This is a genomic window from Haloarcula marismortui ATCC 43049, from assembly GCF_000011085.1.
GTDB lineage: Archaea > Halobacteriota > Halobacteria > Halobacteriales > Haloarculaceae > Haloarcula > Haloarcula marismortui.
Genome location: NC_006396.1, coordinates 2099113 through 2117530 on the forward strand (window position 1 = coordinate 2099113; position 18418 = coordinate 2117530).

An 18418-nucleotide genomic window follows, 5' to 3' on the forward strand; every position below is an offset into this window, starting at 1 on the left:
CCCAAGCGGCTCAGTTGCGCTGGCTCGGGTCCGGCCAGCGATAGATAACGTACGTTTCTGACTCCGGTTCGTCAGCGGGGTTCCAGACGAGTCGCAGCGTCGCGTCACGCAGGTCCAGATGGTCCCCGCTCGGGATGCCGGTGAACTGCCCCTGATGTATCGTAATTTCTGTCCCCGACGTAATCCGCGTCGAGGCCTGTGCCTGTATTGGATTAGTGTCAAGCGTCACGTCGGTGCCGCCGGAACTCTTGGCACCGGAGACGACGACAGAGAGATTGTTCCTGTAGACGGTGTCACCGCTGCTGAAGCTGAGATTCAGATACTCCCCGTTGCCGGTGGTCCGCTCGTTGTAGTCAGCCACGATAGCGACCTGTGGGGCCTGTGTCGGCTGCTGTTCGCTGAAGCCGAGCGCGAACACGCCGACGGTGGCGGCGAGAATTGCAACAATGCCGACAAGGATAACAACACCAATGACCGGGCTCACAGCCCGTCTTCGCTCATCTACCCGACTCATTGAACACAGGTGAGAACTGGGTGTATAAAAGGGACAGCGTCGACTCAGCGTTCGATATCCGACAGCGATACTGCCCGGTTACGCCGTCGGAAAGAGCGTCTCGGGGAGGTCGCCCGGCAGTTCGTCGCGGTCGTGGACAGCCTCGAAGTCAGGGTCGGGACCCATCGGGACGATACGCTTCGGGCTCACGTCGGGGTGGGTGGTGTAGTAGTGCTCCGTGATGTGGTCCATGTTCACCGTCTCAGCGACACCGGGGAGCTGGTAGAGGTCCCGGAGGTACGGCCAGAGGTTGTCGTACTCGCGGATGAGCTTGTGGTTGCACATGAAGTGGGTGTGATACACTTCGTCGAAGCGAACGAGCGTCGTGAACAGACAGATATCCGCCTCGGTCAGGCGGTCGCCGGCGAGGAAACGCTGGTCTTCGAGGACAGTATCCCAGTGGTCCAGCGCGTCGAACAGTTCCTCGACGGCCTCGTCGTAGGCCGACTGGCTATCGGCGAAGCCAGACCGATAGACGCCGTTGTTGATCGGCTCGTAGATGTCGTCGATGATGCGGTCGACCTCGTCTTGATAGCCCTCGGGGTAGAGGTCAACGTCGTTGTCCGACACGTCGTCGAACTCGGTATCGAGCATTCGGAGGATCTCCTCGGACTCGTTGTTGACGATGGTCTCTTCCTGCTTGTCCCACAGCACCGGCACTGTCACGCGGCAGGTCGCGTCGGGGTCGGCTTCGACATAGACCTCGCGGAGGTAGTCCGACCCGTTGACCGTATCCGGCGTACAGCCCGCCTTCTCGGGCGTGAACTGCCAGCCGTCCTCGCCGCGGAACGGGTCGACGTAGTCGACGGTGATGGCGTCTTCGAGTCCCAGCAGCTTCCGGGCGACCAGAATCCGGTGGGCCCACGGACAGGCGCGGCAAGCGTACAGGTGGTACCGGCCGGCTTCGGGCTGGAACCGCGCGTCGGGGTCGTCCTCGACCCGGTCACGGAAGGTTGTGTCCTGCCGGTCGAAGGCCCCGTCCTCGTTCGTAGTTTCGTATGCGTCAGTCCGCCACTCGCCGTCAACGAGCGTATTCATGGTATCTATGATATGTGCGCAAAGCGTAAAAGAACGCGGTGACAGCGGTGTTACCAGAACACACTGACACCCACACGGACAGCAAACTGCCGACACAGCCATCACAGCAACGGCCAGTTTGGGCCCGCTCACGGTTGTGTGGGACACACCAGCACGCCGCCGGGCGGGTTCGAAGCCCTTATTGGGCCGCTCGGCGACGTATTCTCCAAGAGTACCTATGTCGGACAAACCCGCCTCAATGTACCGGGACATCGACAAGCCCGCGTACACCCGACGCGAATACATCACAGGCATTCCCGGGTCGAAGATCGCACAGCACAAGATGGGCCGTAAACAGAAGGACGCCGACGATTACCCCGTCCAGATCAGCCTCATCGTCGAGGAGACTGTCCAGCTCCGTCACGGCTCGCTGGAGGCCTCCCGCCTGTCGGCCAACCGCCACCTGATCAAAGAGCTCGGCGAAGAGGGTGACTACAAGATGACGCTGCGGAAGTTCCCTCACCAGGTCCTGCGCGAGAACAAGCAGGCGACCGGTGCCGGGGCCGACCGTGTCTCCGACGGGATGCGTGCCGCCTTCGGGAAGATCGTCGGCACCGCCGCCCGCGTTCAGGCCGGCGAACAGCTGTTCACCGCCTACTGTAACGTCGAAGACGCAGAGCACGTCAAGGAAGCGTTCCGCCGTGCCTACAACAAGATCACTCCTTCTTGCCGCATCAAGGTCGAGCGCGGCGAAGAGCTGCTGATTGCGTAAGTCAATCAGCAACGGCCACTCGCCGTTCGCAGAACGTGGCGAAGAACTGCGTACCGCGTAAGTCGGACAGCGGTGTTTTCTCGCCTTCACAGGCGGGACAACCGCCTCGGCCTCGTTTTTCCGCGTCGCTCCAAAGAGTCCCATCCCAGTCGCTGGATAACGCAGTCGTAGCCGCGGTCTTGTTGTATGTTACCAGCACCCACAATACTCTTGGGCCCGTCCAGCGTACCATCACGTATGGCGTTCCGACTCGTACTCCTGGCTCTCGGCGTCCTCGAACTACTCCGGCCCCGGAAAGTCGTCGACTTCTGGATGGGGCTCGCAACGACAAACGGCGACGGGGTAGACCTGCGGCCGTGGGTGTACAGCGCCGCCCGCGTCGAGGGCGCACTCCTCGTGCTGTGGGTGCTCCGGCGAAGTCGAAGCGGCGAGTGACTCGGCAGAACGGTCTGCCACACCACACGGGTGACCGGCGCTGCTAGCGGGTGCCCGCTACGTATCGCCGGACAGTCGGACCGTCAACACCGGCGCGTCCGCCGTCCGAACAACTTTCTCGGTGACGCTCCCCAGCAGAAACCGGTCCAGACCGCTCCGCCCGTGGGTTCCCATGACGATCATATCGACACCCGCCGTCTCGGCGTAGTCGATAATCTCCTCATAGGGGTCGCCCATTCGGTGCTCGGCAACAACGGCCGCGCCGTGGGCGGCGATATCATCGATAGTCTCGTCGATGACCTGCTCGGTCTGTTCCTGCAGCGATTCGATGGTCGTTGCTTCTGCCGCGGCGCTTCCGAGATACGTCGAATCGACGACAGAGAGCACGTGAATCGTCGCGTCGTGCGTCGCTGCCAGTTCGAGCGCGTGTGCGAGCGCCTCGTCTGCGCCGTCACTCCCATCTGTCGGAAAGAGGATATCGTCGTACACGCGTGGCCTATTCTCCCCAACATACTTAGTATTTGTCTGACAATTTTGAATATAGTTGCGTATTCATCCACTCTACCCGCTATTCTGTGGATTGTGGCAGTCGGAACGAGGCGCGCGACAGGGCTTCGACTGTGTGGCTGCGAGCGTATTTTATCTCTCCACGACAACGAAAAGCCATGCACAGGCTGGCCGTCGCCACGAACGCCGAGACTTTCGAGCGGATGCAGGCCCCGCTGGCGGCCCGGGATATTGAGGTGGGCCACGTCGAAACGGCCGAGCGGACGCTGCCGCTTGATGAGAGCCCCTTCGACGAATACGACATAGGCTTCGTCTATCCCTCCCGAATCATGGAGGGAGCGGTCGCCGACGCCATGCTGGACGTGCCGTGGGTCAACGACCGCGAGGCCATCCTCCGCTCACGAAACAAGGCCGACGTACTGGCACGCCTCGGCCGTGCGGACGTGCCCGTTCCCGAGACCGTCATGGTGTCGAACCCGGCGAGTGAGGCCGAGCTGACCGCGGCGTTCGAGCAGTTCGACCCGCCCGTGGTCGTGAAGCCGAACTCGACGACCCGCGGCGTCGGCGTCGCAAAGGCCCACGACCTGGATTCGTTTCTCGGCATCGTCGACTACCTCGACCTGGTCCACGACTACCGCGCGGTCGGCGACCAGTCGTTTCTCGTGCAGGAGTACATCGCCGACGCTGCCGACTACCGCGTGATGGTCGTCGACGGTGAGTACGTCGGGGCGGTCGAGCGCCGCCTCCCCGAAGCGAGCCGCGAGCAGGGCCGGTGGAAGCACAACGTCCACCGCGGGGCCGATGCTGAAGGGCAGGCACTACCAGCAGCGCTGCGGGAACTAGCCGAAGACGCGGCCGACGAGCTGGCGATTCCGTACCTCGGCGTCGACCTGCTGGTAACCGAGGACCGTGCAGTAGTCAACGAGACGAACGCCCGCCCGACGATCGACTCGGCGACGAAGTACGAGGACGGCTTCTGGGACGACCTGGCGGCGTTGATACGGCAAACAGCGGAGCAGTAGCGAAGCGAGTGCGCTGTTCTCAGTTTAAAAACAGACGGTGTACTGTGCGCGCTACAGTTCGATGTCCGCGGAGTCCTCTTCGGGGTCGAAGGTGACTTCGAGGATGCCGTTGTTGTACGTCGCGGCGGCGGAGTGTTCGTCGACGCGGGTCGGTAGGGTCAGTCGTTCATGGTACTCGCGCTCCGGACTTTCGGCGTTGATCGTGAGGACAGTGCCGTCGCACTTGAGGTCGATCGCGTCCTTGTCGACACCCGGAACGTCAGCGACGACCCGGATCTCCTCGTCGGTTTCGTGAACGTCGACGTGGAGGTCGGCCCCACCGCCACCGGTGTCCCGGTCGATATGGACGTCGCCTTCGGCCCCCATCATCTCGTCCATCATCCGCTCTATTTCCCGGAAGAACTCGTCGAACGGGTCGTCACTGTCATCGCGTCTCATTCCTATAGGTCAGTACGTCCGTCCGTTTCAAAAGCCTTCGGACGAACCTAGTCCCTGTTAGCTGACACTGTCGAGGGGACACTCTCAGTCGGGCTAGCACCATCACTATTAATCATTCGCGCCCGAACACGCATAAACAAACACAAATTTACAACAAATCCGAAAACATTTTACACTGACCGACTGCCTCTCTAGACACCAATGAGTAAGCCAGTCCGCGTCGGCCTCAACGGCTTCGGCCGTATCGGCCGCAACGTATTCCGCGCATCGTTACACAACGACGACGTCGAGATCGTCGGTATCAACGACGTCATGGACGATTCCGAGATCGATTACTTCGCCCAGTACGACACCGTCATGGGCGAACTCGAAGGGGCCAGCGTCGACGACGGCGTCCTCACAGTCGAGGGCACCGACTTCGAGGCAGGCATCTTCCACGAGACCGATCCCACACAGCTCCCATGGGAGGACCTTGACGTTGACGTGGCCTTCGAGGCGACCGGCATCTTCCGCACCAAGGAGGACGCGAGCCAGCATCTCGACGCCGGGGCCGACAAGGTTCTCATCTCCGCCCCGCCGAAGGGCGACGAGCCGGTCAAGCAGCTCGTCTACGGCGTCAACCACGACGAATACGAGGGCGAAGATGTCGTCTCGAACGCCTCCTGTACGACCAACTCCATCACGCCGGTCGCGAAGGTCCTCGACGAGGAGTTCGGCATCAACGCCGGCCAGCTAACGACGGTCCACGCCTACACCGGCTCCCAGAACCTGATGGACGGCCCGAACGGCAAGCCCCGCCGTCGCCGTGCAGCCGCCGAAAACATCATTCCGACCTCGACCGGTGCTGCGCAGGCGGCCACCGAGGTCCTGCCCGAGCTTGAGGGCAAGCTCGACGGGATGGCCATCCGCGTCCCGGTGCCGAACGGCTCCATTACCGAGTTCGTCGTCGACCTTGACGACGACGTGACGGAGAGCGACGTCAACGCCGCCTTCGAGGAAGCCGCCGCCGGCGACCTCGAAGGCGTGCTGGGCGTCACGAGCGATGATGTCGTCTCCTCCGACATCCTCGGGGACCCGTACTCCACGCAGGTCGACCTGCAGTCGACGAACGTCGTCTCCGGAATGACGAAGATCCTCACCTGGTACGACAACGAGTACGGCTTCTCGAACCGGATGCTCGACGTAGCCGAGTACATCACCGAGTAAGCGCGGAAACGGTTTTCGACGCCAGTAAGATTTATAATTATTATTCACTAACGATGCCACACACAGAGCCCGAGCCAGTGCCTGACCACTGGCCGTCTCTGTGTATCGGACAGACGACTGTGCCCGCAGTTGACACACCCTGACCCGGTGTTGGCTGTGTCCGGTGCAGGTGTCCCCACCCCACTCTCCCACCCCTCGCTTTTGCGTTGGCAACCAGAGCAGATAGCGGTGCTACTCCTCCAACAGGCCGCTCGCTGTTCGGACTCGGAAACCGTTAAGCGGCCGGCAGGTTTCCTCTCGAGTGATGACTTTCCAGACGCTCGATGACCTCGACGACGGACAGCGCGTTCTCGTCCGACTCGACCTCAACTCACCGGTGGAGGACGGCACGGTACAGGACAATCGACGGTTCGACCGCCACGCGGAGACGGTCAGCGAACTCGTCGACCGTGGGTTCGAGGTCGCGGTGCTGGCCCATCAGGGCCGCCCGGGCCGCGACGACTTCGTCTCGCTTGCGCAACACGCCGAGATCCTCGCCGACCATATCGACCACGACGTGGACTTCGTCGACGAGACCTACGGGCCACAGGCGATTCACGACATCGCTGACCTCGACGGCGGCGACGTACTCGTGCTTGAGAACACGCGGATGTGCGACGATGAACTGCCCGAGGAAGACCCCGAAGTCAAATCACAGACAGAGTTCGTCCAGACGTTGAAAGACGAGTTCGACGCATACATCAACGACGCCTACTCTGCGGCCCACCGCTCACACGCCTCACTCGTCGGCTTCCCGCTGGTGATGGACGCCTACGCTGGCCGCGTGATGGAAACCGAGTACGAGGCCAACACCGCCATCGCCGAGAAGGAGTTCGACGGGCAGGTGACGATGGTCGTCGGCGGAACGAAGGCAACGGACGTTATCGACGTGATGACCCACCTCGATGAGAAGGTCGACGACTTCCTGCTTGGCGGTATCGCCGGGGAGCTGTTCCTGCGGGCCGCTGGCTACCCGGTCGGCTACGACATCGACGACGCGAACCTCTACGACGAGCAGTGGGAGGAAAACAGCGAGAAAATCGAGTCCATGCTCGAAGACCACCGCGACCAGATCACGCTCGCGGTCGATCTGGCCTACGAAGACGACGGTGACCGCGCCGAGCAGGCCGTCGACGACATCGAGGAAAAAAGCGTCTCCTACCTCGACGTTGGGAGCGAGACCGTCATGGAGTATTCGCCGGTCATCCGCGACTCCGAGGCCGTCTTCGTGAAGGGCGCGCTGGGGATGTTCGAAGACGAGCGGTTCTCGGTCGGCACTGCCGGCGTCCTCGAAGCCATTGCCGACACCGACTGCTTCTCCGTCGTGGGCGGCGGCGACACTTCGCGAGCTATCGAGATGTACGGGATGGAAGAAGACGAGTTCGGCCACGTCTCTATCGCGGGCGGGGCCTACATCCGGGCACTGACCGGCGCGGAACTGGTCGGCGTCGAAGTGCTGCAGCGTTAACTTCGGCCTTTCGTCTCGGCGTGTCGCAGGTCCCAGTCCTCGGTTAGTTCGTCGGGCACCTCGACGATCCGACCGGTTTCGGTCGGCTCCGTCCGTGCGTGACGGCCAGTCCAGTCGTGGTCAGCGTCGGGCGTGGCTGCCATATACCGCGTTACCAGCGGCGAGTGTAAATTCCTTCTGCAAAATTAGCGTAAATAATTACTCGATTCCGAGTCTATGTTACGTCTCCGGGAAGCGAAGTGCTTTCCGCCAGCCGCGCCGTATCTGACATATGTTCACCGGAATCGTCGAGACGACCGGCGAGGTGCAGGCGGTTATTGACGACGAGGGCGGGCGCCGGATGCGGATCGGCGCGCCGTTCGAGGGACTCGACCACGGCCAGTCGATCAGCGTCAGCGGCGTCTGTCTCACCGTCGAGAAGGCGGCCGACGGCGAGTGGTTCGAGGTGTTTCTCGCCCAGGAAACCCTCGCCCGGACGTTCTTCGATAATCTCGACGGTGGTGACCAGGTAAATCTTGAGCGGGCGATGCCCGCCGACGGCCGGTTCGACGGCCACATCGTGCAGGGCCATGTCGATACGACGGCCGAAATCGTCGGTATCGAGCAGGAAGGCGAGGACTGGACGTTCACGTTCTCCCTACCCGAGACCCATCGGAACTATCTGGTTCAAAAAGGGTCGATAACAGTCGACGGCATCAGTCTCACCGTCGCCGACCGTCGCTCCGAAGAGTTCGATGTGGCGATCATCCCGACGACGTACGCCGAGACGACGCTGTCGGAGAAGTCGGTCGGCGATCCGGTACATCTGGAGGTCGACGTGGTCGCAAAGTACGTCGAACAGCTTGCTTAAGGGTCGAACTCGGTCTGTTCCGGGCGAAGCTCGGTCTCGTCCGGGTCCTCGTGAGCACGAGTGTACGCCTGCCGATAGGCGCGAACCTTTTTCAGCAACAGGAGGCCGAAGATCGAGTCGTACACGATGACGAAGCCGAAGAACGCGACGAGGAAGTCAACGTTGTATATGGTCGCCGCAATGGCCGTAACTGGGCCAGCTAGCGTGTTGTAGACGGCGTGGATGACAGAGGCGATGAGCAGCCCTTTCAGGACAATCGGGCCGGCGTCGTCCGGATTGAACTTGGCCAGGCCGAGGTAGTAGCCGGCGAAGGCCGAGTAGATGACGTGGCCCGGCCCCGCGAGCGCTCTGACCGCAGTGATGTCGCTGCTGGCGGCGAGTAACTCAACAGTCCCGGCGGCCATCTCGGCATTTTGGGTGATATACAGCGCGTTTTCAATAGTCGCAAAGCCAAGACCGGCGGCAGCACCGTACACGGCACCGTCGACGACAGTATCAAAACGCTCGTCACGGAAGGCGTACAGCCGCACCGCGAGCTGTTTCACTGTTTCTTCCACGGGGCCGACAATAAGGAAAAAGAAAAACACCTGTCCGAGAAACGGCACTAGGCCGAACCCGGAGCCGATTGCCTGCACCGGGGTGCCGAAAACACCGTTGAGGATGCCGGCAAAGCCGGCAAATAGCACGCCCAGCAGGAATGTCCCCACGAGCAGCGTCAGCGGCTCCGGCGTGGTCACGTCAGCGTAGTAGATGTAGGCCGCGAGTCCGAGCGCCGGCACGGCGGAGAGAATCGCCATCCCAGCAAACAACGGCTGGTCGCCGACTGCGCCGAGGCTCCCGAACGCCACCTGCAAGAGGAGAATCAGAATGGCCGCAACGATGACCAGATACCGCAGGGTTCGTATTCCGATATGGTAGAGCCAGTGGGCGAACCGGTCCAGTGTCGACCGGGGCTCCCAAGTCGATATCTCATAGAGATCAGCAGACCCGTCAGCGTTTGCCTCGACCGGGTCCTGCCGTCGCTTTCCCATGTCTCACGTCTGCATCCCGTCTCACCTAACCGTTTGGTTCGGGTATAACCAAGGAGCACTGGGCGGCGGGAGCGACGATACGGTGCTCAGTCAGGACACCCCCTGCCGGAACGGACACTTGCAGGAGACGAGAGGCTTTTCGCACGGGGCCACCAACAGGGACACATGACGCTACGCGCGGGTGTACTCGCGGTTCAGGGCGATGTCTCTGAACACGGGGACGCAATCGAGCGGGCAGCAGCGGCCCACGACCGGACCGCAGAGGTCGTCGAGATACGCGAGGCGGGACTGGTCCCGGACTGCGATGTCCTGTTGCTACCGGGCGGGGAATCCACCACGATTTCGCGGCTCATCCACCGCGAAGGCATCGCAGAGGAAATCGAGTCCCACGTCGAGGCGGGCAAGCCGGTGCTGGCGACGTGTGCCGGGCTCATCGTCAGCGCGACCGACGCACAGGACGACCGCGTCGACACACTGAATGTCATCGACGTCTCCGTCGAACGCAACGCCTTCGGTCGACAGCGGGACAGCTTCGAAGCCCCGCTTGACGTGACCGGGCTCAACGAATCATTCCCGGCGGTGTTCATCCGCGCACCAGTCATCGACTACGTGGGCGAGGATGTCGAAGTGCTGGCGACGTGGGACGACCGCCCGGTCGCGGTCCGTGACGGGCCGGTCGTCGGCACGTCGTTCCACCCCGAACTGACCGAGGACCCGCGCATCCACGATCTGGCCTTTTTCGACTCCGTGGAGTCGTAGCGACGGCCTGAAGGCCCCGCTGACCGAACGACGGCTATGAGCGACGACACCGGCGACGTTATCGACGAACTGTTCGCTGTCATCGAGGACCGCAAGGCGAACCTTCCCGAAGACTCCTACACGGCGTCGCTGTTCACCCACGAGAAGGGCGAAAACGCCGTTCTGGAGAAGCTCGGCGAAGAGACCACGGAACTGATTCTGGCGGCGAAAGACGACGATACCGAAGAACTCGCCCACGAATCGGCCGATATCGTCTATCATCTGCTCGTCCTACTGTCGATGAAGGAGATGGATATCGACGATTTGCGGGCGGAACTGGCAAAGCGACGATAGGACCCCCTCTCGTCAGGTTCACCGCACGACAGATTGACACTAACACGGTGCATATCATGGTGTATGGGCCATGTGGTGTCGGGCGTTACAGTCCTCTGTGTCGATGACGAACCATCGTACGCCGACCTCATTGCGACACATCTCGAACGCAACGACGAGCTAATCGACGCTACCGGGGTCACGAGCGCTACGGACGGGCTGTCGTATCTGGACGAGCACAACGTGGACTGCATCATCAGTGACTACGATATGCCCGGTACCGACGGACTGGAGTTTCTAGAAACGGTCCGCGCCAGAGACCCGGACATGCCGTTTCTACTGTTTACAAGTCAGGGGAGTGAGGCGCTTGCGAGCGAGGCAGTCTCGGCCGGTGTCACCGATTACATTCAAAAATCGCACGGGACCCAGCAGTACGCCGTCCTCGCGAAGCGAGTCCGAAACGCGGTCGAGCGAGTCAGAGCGAAAGCGACGGCCGACGCCACACAGGCACGGACGAAACGGATTCTCGACGCAACGAGCGATGCGGTCCTCGTCAGCGTCGCCGACACCGTCGTGTACGCGAACCCGGCGGCAGTTGATCTGTTCAGTGCCGCCGACAGCGACGAACTCCGCGACCGGCCGCTGACTGACCTCGTTGAACCGACGGCTGACGGCGGAGTCGAGACCGTCGAACGTGTCGTCGAGGACGACCAAACGGCTGGCCAGGCCAGACGGATGATACGGACGCTGGCCGGCAACAGCGTCCAAGCCAGCATCACAGCGTGTGACGTGACCTGGGACGGCGACGACGGCACAGTGTCGGTCATCAGCGACCGAAGCGATACTGACGAGCGCGAGCATCGACTCGAAGCGCTACACGAGGCCACCCGGCACTTGATGGCCGCCGAAGTCCACAACGAAGTCGCCGGTATCGGTGTCAACGCTGCCGCAGAGATTATCGGACTTGACGCAAACGCCGTCCACCTCATCAACGATGACGGGCAGTTAGAACCCGTCGCCGCGACCGCGTCGGCTCGGGAGTTGGTCGGTGATATCCCAACGTTCGAGCAGGGCGACAGCATTGCCTGGCGGGTGTACGAACGTGGCGAGGCGACTGCAGTTCCAGACGTGCGGCTGGAAGAGGATGTGCAGAACCCCGAGACGCCGATACGCAGCGAGCTATATCTGCCACTGGGGGAACACGGCCTTCTCATCGCCGCATCGGCGGCTGTCGACGCTTTCAACGAAGCAGACATCGTCGCTGGACGGGTCCTCGCGGCAAACATGGAGGCGGCCCTCGCCGCCGTTGAGCGCGATAAACAGCTCCGTGACCGTGAGCAGGAACTGTCGACGCAAAACGACCGTCTGGAACAGTTCGCAACAGTCGTCAGTCACGACCTTCGCAACCCTCTGAACGTCGCTATCGGCCGGCTGGGAGCGCTGAAAGAGGAGTGTGACGACGACAACATCGCTGCGATAGAACAGGCACTCGACCGGATGCAGGCGCTGATTGACGACCTGCTGTTGCTGGCCCGGACCGGCGACAGCATCACCGAGATGGAAACGGTGGCACTGGGAACGGCAGTCGAGGACTGCTGGGAGGTCGTCGAGACCGGCGACGCGGCGCTGGTGGTCGACACTGACCGCAAGGTACAGGCAGACATGACGCGGCTCAAACAGCTGCTGGAGAACCTGCTCCGAAACGCCATAGAGCACAGCGCTGCGGACAGTCGGAGGCAGTCCAGCGAGACCGACAAGCACGGGAGTCCGGGCGTGACGGTGACGATTAGTGAGATTCCGGGTGGGTTCGCTGTCTCGGATGATGGCCCGGGAATCCCCGACGCCGACCGGGAGGCGGTGTTCGAAAGCGGCTACTCGACGACAACTGACGGCACCGGATTCGGACTCTCGATAGTCTCACAGATCGCCACTGCGCATGGCTGGACAGTCACGCTCGCGGAAAGCGCGAGCGGCGGCACACGCTTCGAGTTTACTGGCGTCGACGTGGTATCGGAGTAATAGGGCGCTCAGTCGTCGGGGCGCTACTCGTCGGCAGGTGCGAACCGATGGCGGACGACCTCGCTGTCGTCGTCCCACTCGAAGCTGCCGTGGACTTTCTTCATCCGGTTCTTGTACGCAGCGAGGTCTTCCGACCCTTCTCGCTGTGCGTCCTCGTCAGTCATGTCGCCCAGCGTCCGGTGTGTTACGTCTGTCACCTCGAACTCGGTGCCGTCGATCTCGAACGTGTCGCCCTCGTCGGCGTACTGGTGGCCGCGGTGCATCTGAGTGACCCGCCCCTCAGCAGCCATCTGCTGGACGTGGTCGTTGGGCAGAATCTCGCCGGCGTCAATCTGTGCCATGCCGGAACTGTGTCCGGGACGCTCAAAAACGTGACTCGCAACAGTTTGGGGAGCGATTGAACGCGCTTTTACGCTCCGGCCGTCAACGGGACCTATGAGCCATCCCTTCGAGGGTCTGCCGACGACGCCCACTGCCGAGGAGCTCGTGGACAAAGCCTTCTCGCGGGCGTCACGCGCCGGCGGGGCCAAGGACGGGAACGAAGCCCAGCAGTCGATGCTGATGACGGCGTCGAACATCGCCTCCGACAACATGGAGAACGTGGTGACCGCGTGGCCGACGATTGACGACCTCGACCCCTTCTACGTCGAACTCGCCGACGCCGTCGTCGGCGAGGCCTACCCCGCGGACGACGACCCCGGTATCGACGCGCTGAAACAGCACCTTTCGGAGATTTCGTGGGCCGCCGACAAGGTCGTCGAGATCCGTCAGGAGTACGAGAGCCGCGTCGCCCGCGGCGACATCGACACCGCCCGGAAGCTCCGCAAGCAGGCCTTCGCCCGTATCGCCGACGTCGTCGAAGAAGTCGAAGACGACCTCGCCGCTATCTCGACCGCGCACAACGCCCTCAAAGACATCCCCGACATCCGCCCGAACGAGCCAGCCATCGTCGTCGCCGGCTACCCCAACGTCGGTAAGTCGTCGTTCGTCAACCGCGTCACGCGGGCCGACAACGAGATCGCCTCGTATCCCTTCACGACGACGCAGATCCGCGTCGGCCACTTCGAGGACCAGCGTATCCGCTACCAGCTCGTCGACACGCCCGGCCTGCTCGACCGGCCGCCGGAAGACCGCAACGAGATCGAGTCACAGGCCGTGAGCGCGCTCGAACACCTCGCCGACGCTGTCCTCGTGTTCATCGACCCGAGTGGCGAGTGTGGCTATCCGCTCGCGGACCAGCTGGAACTGCGAAACGCCATCGAGGCGCGTTTCGACGTGCCCGTGCTGACCATCGCGAACAAGAGCGACCTCTCGACGGACGTCGAGGCTGACCACTACATGAGCGTCACCGAAGACGACAACGTCGACGGCGTGTTGCAGGCCGCTATCGACGCAGTGGATTATGAACTCGAACTGCCGTTTGACGAGTAGCGAGAGGTAGCGAGACGCCGACCAGCGGGAGGCGTCTCGAAAACTCCGAGCGGGGAGCGCAGCGACCCGCGAGGACTGTGGTCACTCTCAGAATGACTGCAGTCACTCCCAAGCGGTCGTTTGAAAACACGAACAGGGAGCGGTATAGCGAATCAGAGCGGCTTACTCGAGTTCGTACGTGACACTAACGGAGGCGTCGACAGTGACCTCGCCGGGCTGGATGTTCGTCCGTCCGCCGGCATCGGCGACCATCGCTTCCGCGTACACGACGGGGCGGCCGTGGTTACTGGTCTGGACCGTGACTGCGTCACCGACGGACCGATCCTCCGCAGCGGCGACGACTTCGGCGTCCGTCCGGGCGTTGTCCATAGCAGTCGTCAGCGCTTCTTCACGGGCGTCCTGTCGCGTCTCCTCGCTCAGGGAGTATCGGACGCCCTCGACGCGGTCCGCGCCGGCGTCGACTGCAGCATCGATGAATGTCCCGGCAGTCGAAACGTTGCTCGTTTCCGCTTCAACGGTGTGAATCGCCACGTAGCCGACCTGTTCGCGACCGTCGCGGCTCTCCTCGTACTCGGGGCGGATCTGGAACCGCGAGGAGGTCACGGTTGCGCCCTCGTCCTCCAGCGCCGACGTGATGGCGTCGGCATCACCGCTGAGATTGTTGCGCGCCGCTTCGGCGGTCTCACCGCGGCCAACGGCGGCAACGGCGACAGTTGCACGGTCGGGCGCGCGTTCGACGGTCGCGTCGGCGTCGACACTCACGGTCGAATTCGTCGACGGTGCGACGGACCCGGTGTCTGCGAGTGCGAACCCGACGCCACCGGCGACGAGCAATGTCAGCACACCAGCGATTGCGAGTGGTCGTGATACCATATTGTCGCCGACACACCCAGCGGTATTTATGCCGTCGAACGCTCAAACGCGGCTTTGAGCGTCAGCCATTCTGTTCAACAGTGACGTAGTGGACTTCCGTCGCAACGTTTCGGCCGGCCGCGTCGTCGGCCACGGTATCGATCTGGTCAGCAAGTAGTGGTTGCTCCGCATCCGGCGGCAATCCGACGGTGACAACGACGCGGCGCGGCCGCTGGAAAATTGCAGTATTCGTCGACTCGACTTCGACCGACAGGACACTCGCCGGCGGGTCGACGCTCTCCTCAATGCCCTCGCGGATGTCCGACTCCGTCGTCGCTCGCTGGTAGGAGTCCAGCGTCACGCCGCCCAGAAACGCCGACAGGACGAGTATCGAGACGGCGAGGACGCCGATGCGTTTGACAGTCGCCGACCGTGCGTTGCTCTCCTGAAACCAGTGTTCCGGGCGGTAGCCCTGGTACCAGAGCCCGACGAGCACTGCGAGGTTGATTGAGAGAACGTTCACCAGCAAAAGCACGGCGGACCCGAGACTGACGAGCGGCTGGCCCCAGGCGATGCCGATGCCGACCGTGGCCGCTGGCGGAATGAGCGCGACGGCGATCATGACGCCGACGAGCGCCGTCGAGACGCCGCTGGTGAGGCTGACAACGCCGGCCGCGCCAGCGCCAAGCGCGACGATCAGCGAGAGGAAGTCAGGGGCGACCCGCTCGCGTATCTGGCCAACCGCGGTCACGTCGGCGAGCGGCGGAATAACGTTAGCGTACCGGACGAGCAGGGCAAATGCAGTCGCACTTGCGACAGCAAGTCCGAGCCCGACAGCCTGAAGTTTGACGCCACGGGCGAACATCTCGTTGTCGTCAACGACGGTCCCGACGTTGGCGGTCATCGCCGGCCCGATAAGGGGCGCAATCACCATCGAACCGACGACGACGGCCGGGGAATCGAGCAGGAGCCCCGCGGTCGCGATAATCGCGCTGATGATGGTCATGAGCGCGTAGTTCGACAGCGAGGGGGCGAGGTCCTTTGCTTTCGATGTGAGTTCTTCGCGGGCGATGCGGTCCTCGTCTTCCTCCTCGGCGTACGTCTCCTCTACCTCCTCGAACTGGCTAGAGATGACAGTGTTCGCGTCCACGACGACGGTATAGCCGTCATCGTTGATACCGACATCCCGCAACGCTTCGAGGACTGGTTCAAGCGCATTAGTCGGGACTGGGAAGGTGACGACAGCAGTGAACTCCCGACCGCTCGTCTCGTCGGTAAGCACGTAGTCGATGCCTTCCTCGGTCAACACGCCCAGAACGGCGTCTCGCTTCCCGGTCGGAATTAGTAGCTGTACCAGCCGCACGGCTCCGGGTGGGACCGCCGACAATAAAAAGGCGGCTAGTCGGTGGGTCGCGGGTGCAGAGCGAGCGGGAAACGCGGCCGTGAATCCGGAAACTGTCGGTCCCTGCAAAACGGACGCGCTTTTCCCCGCCGGCGGAGTATACGGGGTATGTTCGAATCACGACCAGACCGGGACGCCGAGGTGGTGCTCATCGGTCGGTCAAACGTCGGGAAATCGACGTTGATGCGCGAGATAACGGGCCACACGTTCGACACGGGCCAGCGGCCCGGCGTCACGCGTTCGCCCAACCACTTCGACTGGGCCAGCGCCGACTTCGTTATCAGTGACCTCCCCGGCTTCGGGTTCATGAAGGGCGTCCCGGAAGACGTCCGCGAGGAAATCAAGACCGACGTGGTCCAGTACGTCGAGCGGAACGCCGAGCACATTCTTGTCGGCATTCTCGTCGTGGACGGTAAGTCGGTCATCGACATCATCGACCGTCACTCCGGTCCCGACGAGATTCCACACGACGTGGAGATGTTTCACTTCCTTCGGGAGGTTGGCGTCGAGCCGGTCGTCGCCGTCAACAAGATGGACAAGGTCGACGACAAGGATGCGCGGCTGAATGAACTCTGTGACCGCCTCGGACTGCACCCGCCGTGGCAGCAGTGGCAGGAGACTATCGCACCGATCAGCGCAAAGCACGGCTCCACCGAGCCACTGAACGAAGCCGTCCGACACCACCTCCACGAGGTCCAGCGGGACGACCTGTTTCAGTTCTTTTAAGCGGCTAAATCGTTCATAACCCAGCCTTACCCGAAAACCCACCGTGGAACAGCATGACTCCGGCGTTTCGTATCATGCTTCGTCCCGAACCGTATGTGTGGCTTTCAAGAACTAATCAGTCGTTAGTAGTGAGCCGTGGCATATTGTCGCATATATAACAATATGCAGTATTCGCGTACAGATGAGCACGATGAGTCAGATGATTGTCTATCTCGGTCCGACGCCGGGCCGGCATCTATCGAGGTGGCTATGAACCAACGCTCGTACGACTTCTTTGGCGACGTTGTCGTAACGGTTCTCGGGGCTGACGGGCGGACGAGCCGGCAGTACCGGAAGATGTACGATCAGTTCGAGACTGACACGCCCGCGAACGACCCTGACATCGTCATCGAGGAAACGACGGACGAAGTCCACGCGGAGATCGTCCTCGGTGACCCCAGCGACCATTACGCATGGACTGGCGACGAGTTCGTCATCCGGAACGGGGCAGACTTTATTGCCGTCACGCCGGGCTGGCAACACTTCCGAGTGACACGCGGTTTCGAGCCGTTTTACTCCATCTATCCGGTCGAATTCCGCATCCGACAGCAGCGGGCCGCGCGACAGCAGGCACTGATACACGCCTCAGGCGTGCGACTCGACGGCCAGACGACGCTGTTCCCGGCCTGGCGCGGGGCCGGCAAGACCAACACCCTGCTGTCGCTGTTGCGCGAGGGCGCGGACTTTCTCTCCGACGACCGGCTCTGGGTCGGCGCGGACGGCACGGCTGTCGGCTACCCGCTCGGTGTGAACCTCCAGCCGTTCAATATCGAGTCGTTCCCCGAAATAAAACGACAGCACGACACAGAGCGGGACCGACTGTGCAGTGAACTCCACAGGGCTATCGACGAGCGAGTCGACAGAACCGGTTCGTTCCCGGAAACAGCGCTCAACTTCCTGAATGAGACGTTTCTCGGCGACGATAGCCGGGATTTCACGAATATCTCAGACCTGTATCCGCGCGCAGAATACGTCGAGCAATCGACGGTCGACAGCGTCGTGTTCCTTCAGGCCGCGCCGAACGTGGATACAATCACTGTAGAAGGCATCTCGACCGACACCGCGATGTCGGCCACATCGTCTATCTGTAACTTCGAATGGGATGGACGGCTCAGGGAATACTTCCACGCCTACGATTCACTCGTCGACGACGGCTCGATGGTTGCCGCTCTTGATGCGGTCGTCGAACAGGAGCGAGCGACGTTCCGAGAGCTGTTCGACGACGTTGCGACCTACCGCGCACACATCCCCCGGACACGGGACTGGGGCGACCACAACCTCGACACTGCCATTGTTGAGGCCGTCGAATCGCTTGATTCCCCGCGTGTGATACAGGCGATGGACTGAGCCGAGTATCGTATATGCGTCGTGAAAACGGAGTGAAACCGAGAGTGACACTGAAATCCCTGGTTATGACTAAGGGAATAGATGCGACGAAGAGTCCCTGTAACGATAGCGCGGAAAAACAACGGCATACTCGCAGTAACCGAGCAATAACTAATCGCCGTCCGGCGGATGGGTCTGTGTTCGAGAGCCTAGC

At 62.1% G+C, this 18418-nt stretch carries 21 protein-coding genes; 12 read left to right on the top strand and 9 right to left on the bottom strand.

The annotated features are described in order from the left end of the window. Positions 1-10 precede the first annotated feature (10 nt). Together RR_RS14510 and RR_RS14515 are read right to left on the bottom strand one after the other, a co-directional pair. Positions 11-484, bottom strand: coding sequence for a type IV pilin (locus RR_RS14510; RefSeq protein ID WP_007189391.1), 474 nt, complete (start codon positions 482-484; stop codon positions 11-13). A gap of 108 nt (positions 485-592) precedes the next feature. Next, the gene (locus RR_RS14515; RefSeq protein ID WP_049938992.1) at positions 593-1591 is read right to left on the bottom strand and encodes a glutathione S-transferase family protein; all 999 of its coding nucleotides are present in this window, start codon (positions 1589-1591) and stop codon (positions 593-595) included. 217 nt (positions 1592-1808) lie between these two features. On the opposite strand from RR_RS14515, the gene RR_RS14520 reads away from it, so the two are divergent. After that, positions 1809-2342: a 50S ribosomal protein L16 gene (locus tag RR_RS14520; protein WP_007189393.1), complete on the top strand. Its 534-nt coding sequence runs from the start codon at positions 1809-1811 to the stop codon at positions 2340-2342. A gap of 237 nt (positions 2343-2579) precedes the next feature. Then, a complete protein-coding gene (locus RR_RS14525) occupies positions 2580-2777 on the top strand; it encodes a hypothetical protein (RefSeq protein WP_049938993.1) in 198 nt (65 codons plus the stop codon). A gap of 57 nt (positions 2778-2834) precedes the next feature. Here RR_RS14525 and RR_RS14530 read toward each other — a convergent pair whose 3' ends face one another. Next, positions 2835-3266 carry a universal stress protein gene (locus RR_RS14530; RefSeq protein WP_049938994.1) on the bottom strand — a complete coding sequence of 144 codons (432 nt, stop codon included), beginning with the start codon at positions 3264-3266 and terminating at the stop codon, positions 2835-2837. A gap of 176 nt (positions 3267-3442) precedes the next feature. Here RR_RS14530 and RR_RS14535 point away from each other — a divergent pair, with 176 nt between their 5' ends. Further along, complete coding sequence (locus RR_RS14535; protein WP_007189395.1) at positions 3443-4306, top strand: ATP-grasp domain-containing protein; 864 nt, start codon at positions 3443-3445, stop codon at positions 4304-4306. 51 nt (positions 4307-4357) lie between these two features. Here RR_RS14535 and RR_RS14540 read toward each other — a convergent pair whose 3' ends face one another. Beyond that, entirely contained in the window at positions 4358-4744 is a 387-nt protein-coding gene (locus RR_RS14540) for an Hsp20/alpha crystallin family protein (protein WP_004590910.1), read from the bottom strand. A gap of 201 nt (positions 4745-4945) precedes the next feature. Here RR_RS14540 and gap point away from each other — a divergent pair, with 201 nt between their 5' ends. Beyond that, positions 4946-5950, top strand: coding sequence for a type I glyceraldehyde-3-phosphate dehydrogenase (gap, locus tag RR_RS14545; RefSeq protein ID WP_004959036.1), 1005 nt, complete (start codon positions 4946-4948; stop codon positions 5948-5950). Positions 5951-6254: 304 nt separating this feature from the next. Next, the gene (locus RR_RS14550) at positions 6255-7457 is read left to right on the top strand and encodes a phosphoglycerate kinase (RefSeq protein WP_011224180.1); all 1203 of its coding nucleotides are present in this window, start codon (positions 6255-6257) and stop codon (positions 7455-7457) included. Here the strand turns inward: RR_RS14550 and RR_RS22470 are convergent. Continuing rightward, complete coding sequence (locus tag RR_RS22470) at positions 7454-7600, bottom strand: hypothetical protein (RefSeq protein ID WP_011224181.1); 147 nt, start codon at positions 7598-7600, stop codon at positions 7454-7456. The two genes, RR_RS14550 and RR_RS22470, sit on opposite strands and share 4 nt — an antisense overlap. A 128-nt stretch (positions 7601-7728) precedes the next feature. Between RR_RS22470 and RR_RS14555 the strand changes: the two genes are divergently transcribed. Beyond that, a complete protein-coding gene (locus RR_RS14555; protein ID WP_011224182.1) occupies positions 7729-8307 on the top strand; it encodes a riboflavin synthase in 579 nt (192 codons plus the stop codon). Here the strand turns inward: RR_RS14555 and RR_RS14560 are convergent. After that, the gene (locus RR_RS14560) at positions 8304-9338 is read right to left on the bottom strand and encodes a PrsW family intramembrane metalloprotease (protein ID WP_004959044.1); all 1035 of its coding nucleotides are present in this window, start codon (positions 9336-9338) and stop codon (positions 8304-8306) included. The two genes, RR_RS14555 and RR_RS14560, sit on opposite strands and share 4 nt — an antisense overlap. Positions 9339-9503: 165 nt before the next feature. Here RR_RS14560 and pdxT point away from each other — a divergent pair, with 165 nt between their 5' ends. From pdxT to RR_RS14575, 3 genes are all read left to right on the top strand, one after another. After that, entirely contained in the window at positions 9504-10097 is a 594-nt protein-coding gene (pdxT, locus tag RR_RS14565) for a pyridoxal 5'-phosphate synthase glutaminase subunit PdxT (protein ID WP_011224183.1), read from the top strand. A gap of 36 nt (positions 10098-10133) precedes the next feature. Further along, the gene (gene hisE, locus RR_RS14570; protein WP_004959048.1) at positions 10134-10430 is read left to right on the top strand and encodes a phosphoribosyl-ATP diphosphatase; all 297 of its coding nucleotides are present in this window, start codon (positions 10134-10136) and stop codon (positions 10428-10430) included. A 63-nt stretch (positions 10431-10493) separates the two neighbouring features. Beyond that, complete coding sequence (locus RR_RS14575) at positions 10494-12428, top strand: response regulator (protein WP_011224184.1); 1935 nt, start codon at positions 10494-10496, stop codon at positions 12426-12428. A 23-nt stretch (positions 12429-12451) separates the two neighbouring features. Here the strand turns inward: RR_RS14575 and RR_RS14580 are convergent, their stop codons facing one another. Next, complete coding sequence (locus RR_RS14580; protein WP_004959051.1) at positions 12452-12769, bottom strand: ASCH domain-containing protein; 318 nt, start codon at positions 12767-12769, stop codon at positions 12452-12454. Positions 12770-12863: 94 nt separating this feature from the next. On the opposite strand from RR_RS14580, the gene RR_RS14585 reads away from it, so the two are divergent. Next, positions 12864-13859 (top strand): NOG1 family protein, encoded by a 996-nt coding sequence (locus RR_RS14585; RefSeq protein ID WP_011224185.1) that lies wholly within the window; start codon positions 12864-12866, stop codon positions 13857-13859. A 162-nt stretch (positions 13860-14021) separates the two neighbouring features. On the opposite strand, the gene RR_RS14590 is transcribed toward RR_RS14585, so the two are convergent. Together RR_RS14590 and RR_RS14595 are read right to left on the bottom strand one after the other, a co-directional pair. Then, on the bottom strand, positions 14022-14732 hold the full coding sequence (locus RR_RS14590) for an SIMPL domain-containing protein (protein ID WP_011224186.1): 711 nt from the start codon (positions 14730-14732) through the stop codon (positions 14022-14024). Between the two features lie 61 nt (positions 14733-14793). Further along, positions 14794-16074, bottom strand: a complete 1281-nt coding sequence (locus tag RR_RS14595) for a TIGR00341 family protein (protein WP_049938995.1) — start codon at positions 16072-16074, stop codon at positions 14794-14796. Between the two features lie 147 nt (positions 16075-16221). Between RR_RS14595 and engB the strand changes: the two genes are divergently transcribed. Further along, positions 16222-16839 (top strand): GTP-binding protein EngB, encoded by a 618-nt coding sequence (gene engB / locus RR_RS14600; protein WP_011224188.1) that lies wholly within the window; start codon positions 16222-16224, stop codon positions 16837-16839. 249 nt (positions 16840-17088) lie between these two features. Beyond that, positions 17089-18225 (top strand): hypothetical protein, encoded by a 1137-nt coding sequence (locus RR_RS14605; RefSeq protein ID WP_049939180.1) that lies wholly within the window; start codon positions 17089-17091, stop codon positions 18223-18225. The last annotated feature ends 193 nt before the right edge of the window (positions 18226-18418 follow it).

What these genes read in the sequence shown, in the direction of transcription:
- RR_RS14535 (WP_007189395.1), top strand. Translation starts at nt 3,443, where the DNA reads ATGCACAGGCTGGCCGTCGCCACGAACGCCGAGACTTTCGAGCGGATG.
- RR_RS14520 (WP_007189393.1), top strand. Translation starts at nt 1,809, where the DNA reads ATGTCGGACAAACCCGCCTCAATGTACCGGGACATCGACAAGCCCGCG.
- RR_RS14555 (WP_011224182.1), top strand. Translation starts at nt 7,729, where the DNA reads ATGTTCACCGGAATCGTCGAGACGACCGGCGAGGTGCAGGCGGTTATT.
- engB (WP_011224188.1), top strand. Translation starts at nt 16,222, where the DNA reads ATGTTCGAATCACGACCAGACCGGGACGCCGAGGTGGTGCTCATCGGT.
- RR_RS14515 (WP_049938992.1), bottom strand. Translation starts at nt 1,591, where the DNA reads ATGAATACGCTCGTTGACGGCGAGTGGCGGACTGACGCATACGAAACT.
- RR_RS14580 (WP_004959051.1), bottom strand. Translation starts at nt 12,769, where the DNA reads ATGGCACAGATTGACGCCGGCGAGATTCTGCCCAACGACCACGTCCAG.
- gap (WP_004959036.1), top strand. Translation starts at nt 4,946, where the DNA reads ATGAGTAAGCCAGTCCGCGTCGGCCTCAACGGCTTCGGCCGTATCGGC.
- RR_RS14605 (WP_049939180.1), top strand. Translation starts at nt 17,089, where the DNA reads ATGAACCAACGCTCGTACGACTTCTTTGGCGACGTTGTCGTAACGGTT.
- hisE (WP_004959048.1), top strand. Translation starts at nt 10,134, where the DNA reads ATGAGCGACGACACCGGCGACGTTATCGACGAACTGTTCGCTGTCATC.
- RR_RS14560 (WP_004959044.1), bottom strand. Translation starts at nt 9,338, where the DNA reads ATGGGAAAGCGACGGCAGGACCCGGTCGAGGCAAACGCTGACGGGTCT.
- RR_RS14590 (WP_011224186.1), bottom strand. Translation starts at nt 14,732, where the DNA reads ATGGTATCACGACCACTCGCAATCGCTGGTGTGCTGACATTGCTCGTC.
- RR_RS14575 (WP_011224184.1), top strand. Translation starts at nt 10,494, where the DNA reads ATGGGCCATGTGGTGTCGGGCGTTACAGTCCTCTGTGTCGATGACGAA.
- pdxT (WP_011224183.1), top strand. Translation starts at nt 9,504, where the DNA reads ATGACGCTACGCGCGGGTGTACTCGCGGTTCAGGGCGATGTCTCTGAA.
- RR_RS22470 (WP_011224181.1), bottom strand. Translation starts at nt 7,600, where the DNA reads ATGGCAGCCACGCCCGACGCTGACCACGACTGGACTGGCCGTCACGCA.
- RR_RS14550 (WP_011224180.1), top strand. Translation starts at nt 6,255, where the DNA reads ATGACTTTCCAGACGCTCGATGACCTCGACGACGGACAGCGCGTTCTC.
- RR_RS14525 (WP_049938993.1), top strand. Translation starts at nt 2,580, where the DNA reads ATGGCGTTCCGACTCGTACTCCTGGCTCTCGGCGTCCTCGAACTACTC.
- RR_RS14540 (WP_004590910.1), bottom strand. Translation starts at nt 4,744, where the DNA reads ATGAGACGCGATGACAGTGACGACCCGTTCGACGAGTTCTTCCGGGAA.
- RR_RS14585 (WP_011224185.1), top strand. Translation starts at nt 12,864, where the DNA reads ATGAGCCATCCCTTCGAGGGTCTGCCGACGACGCCCACTGCCGAGGAG.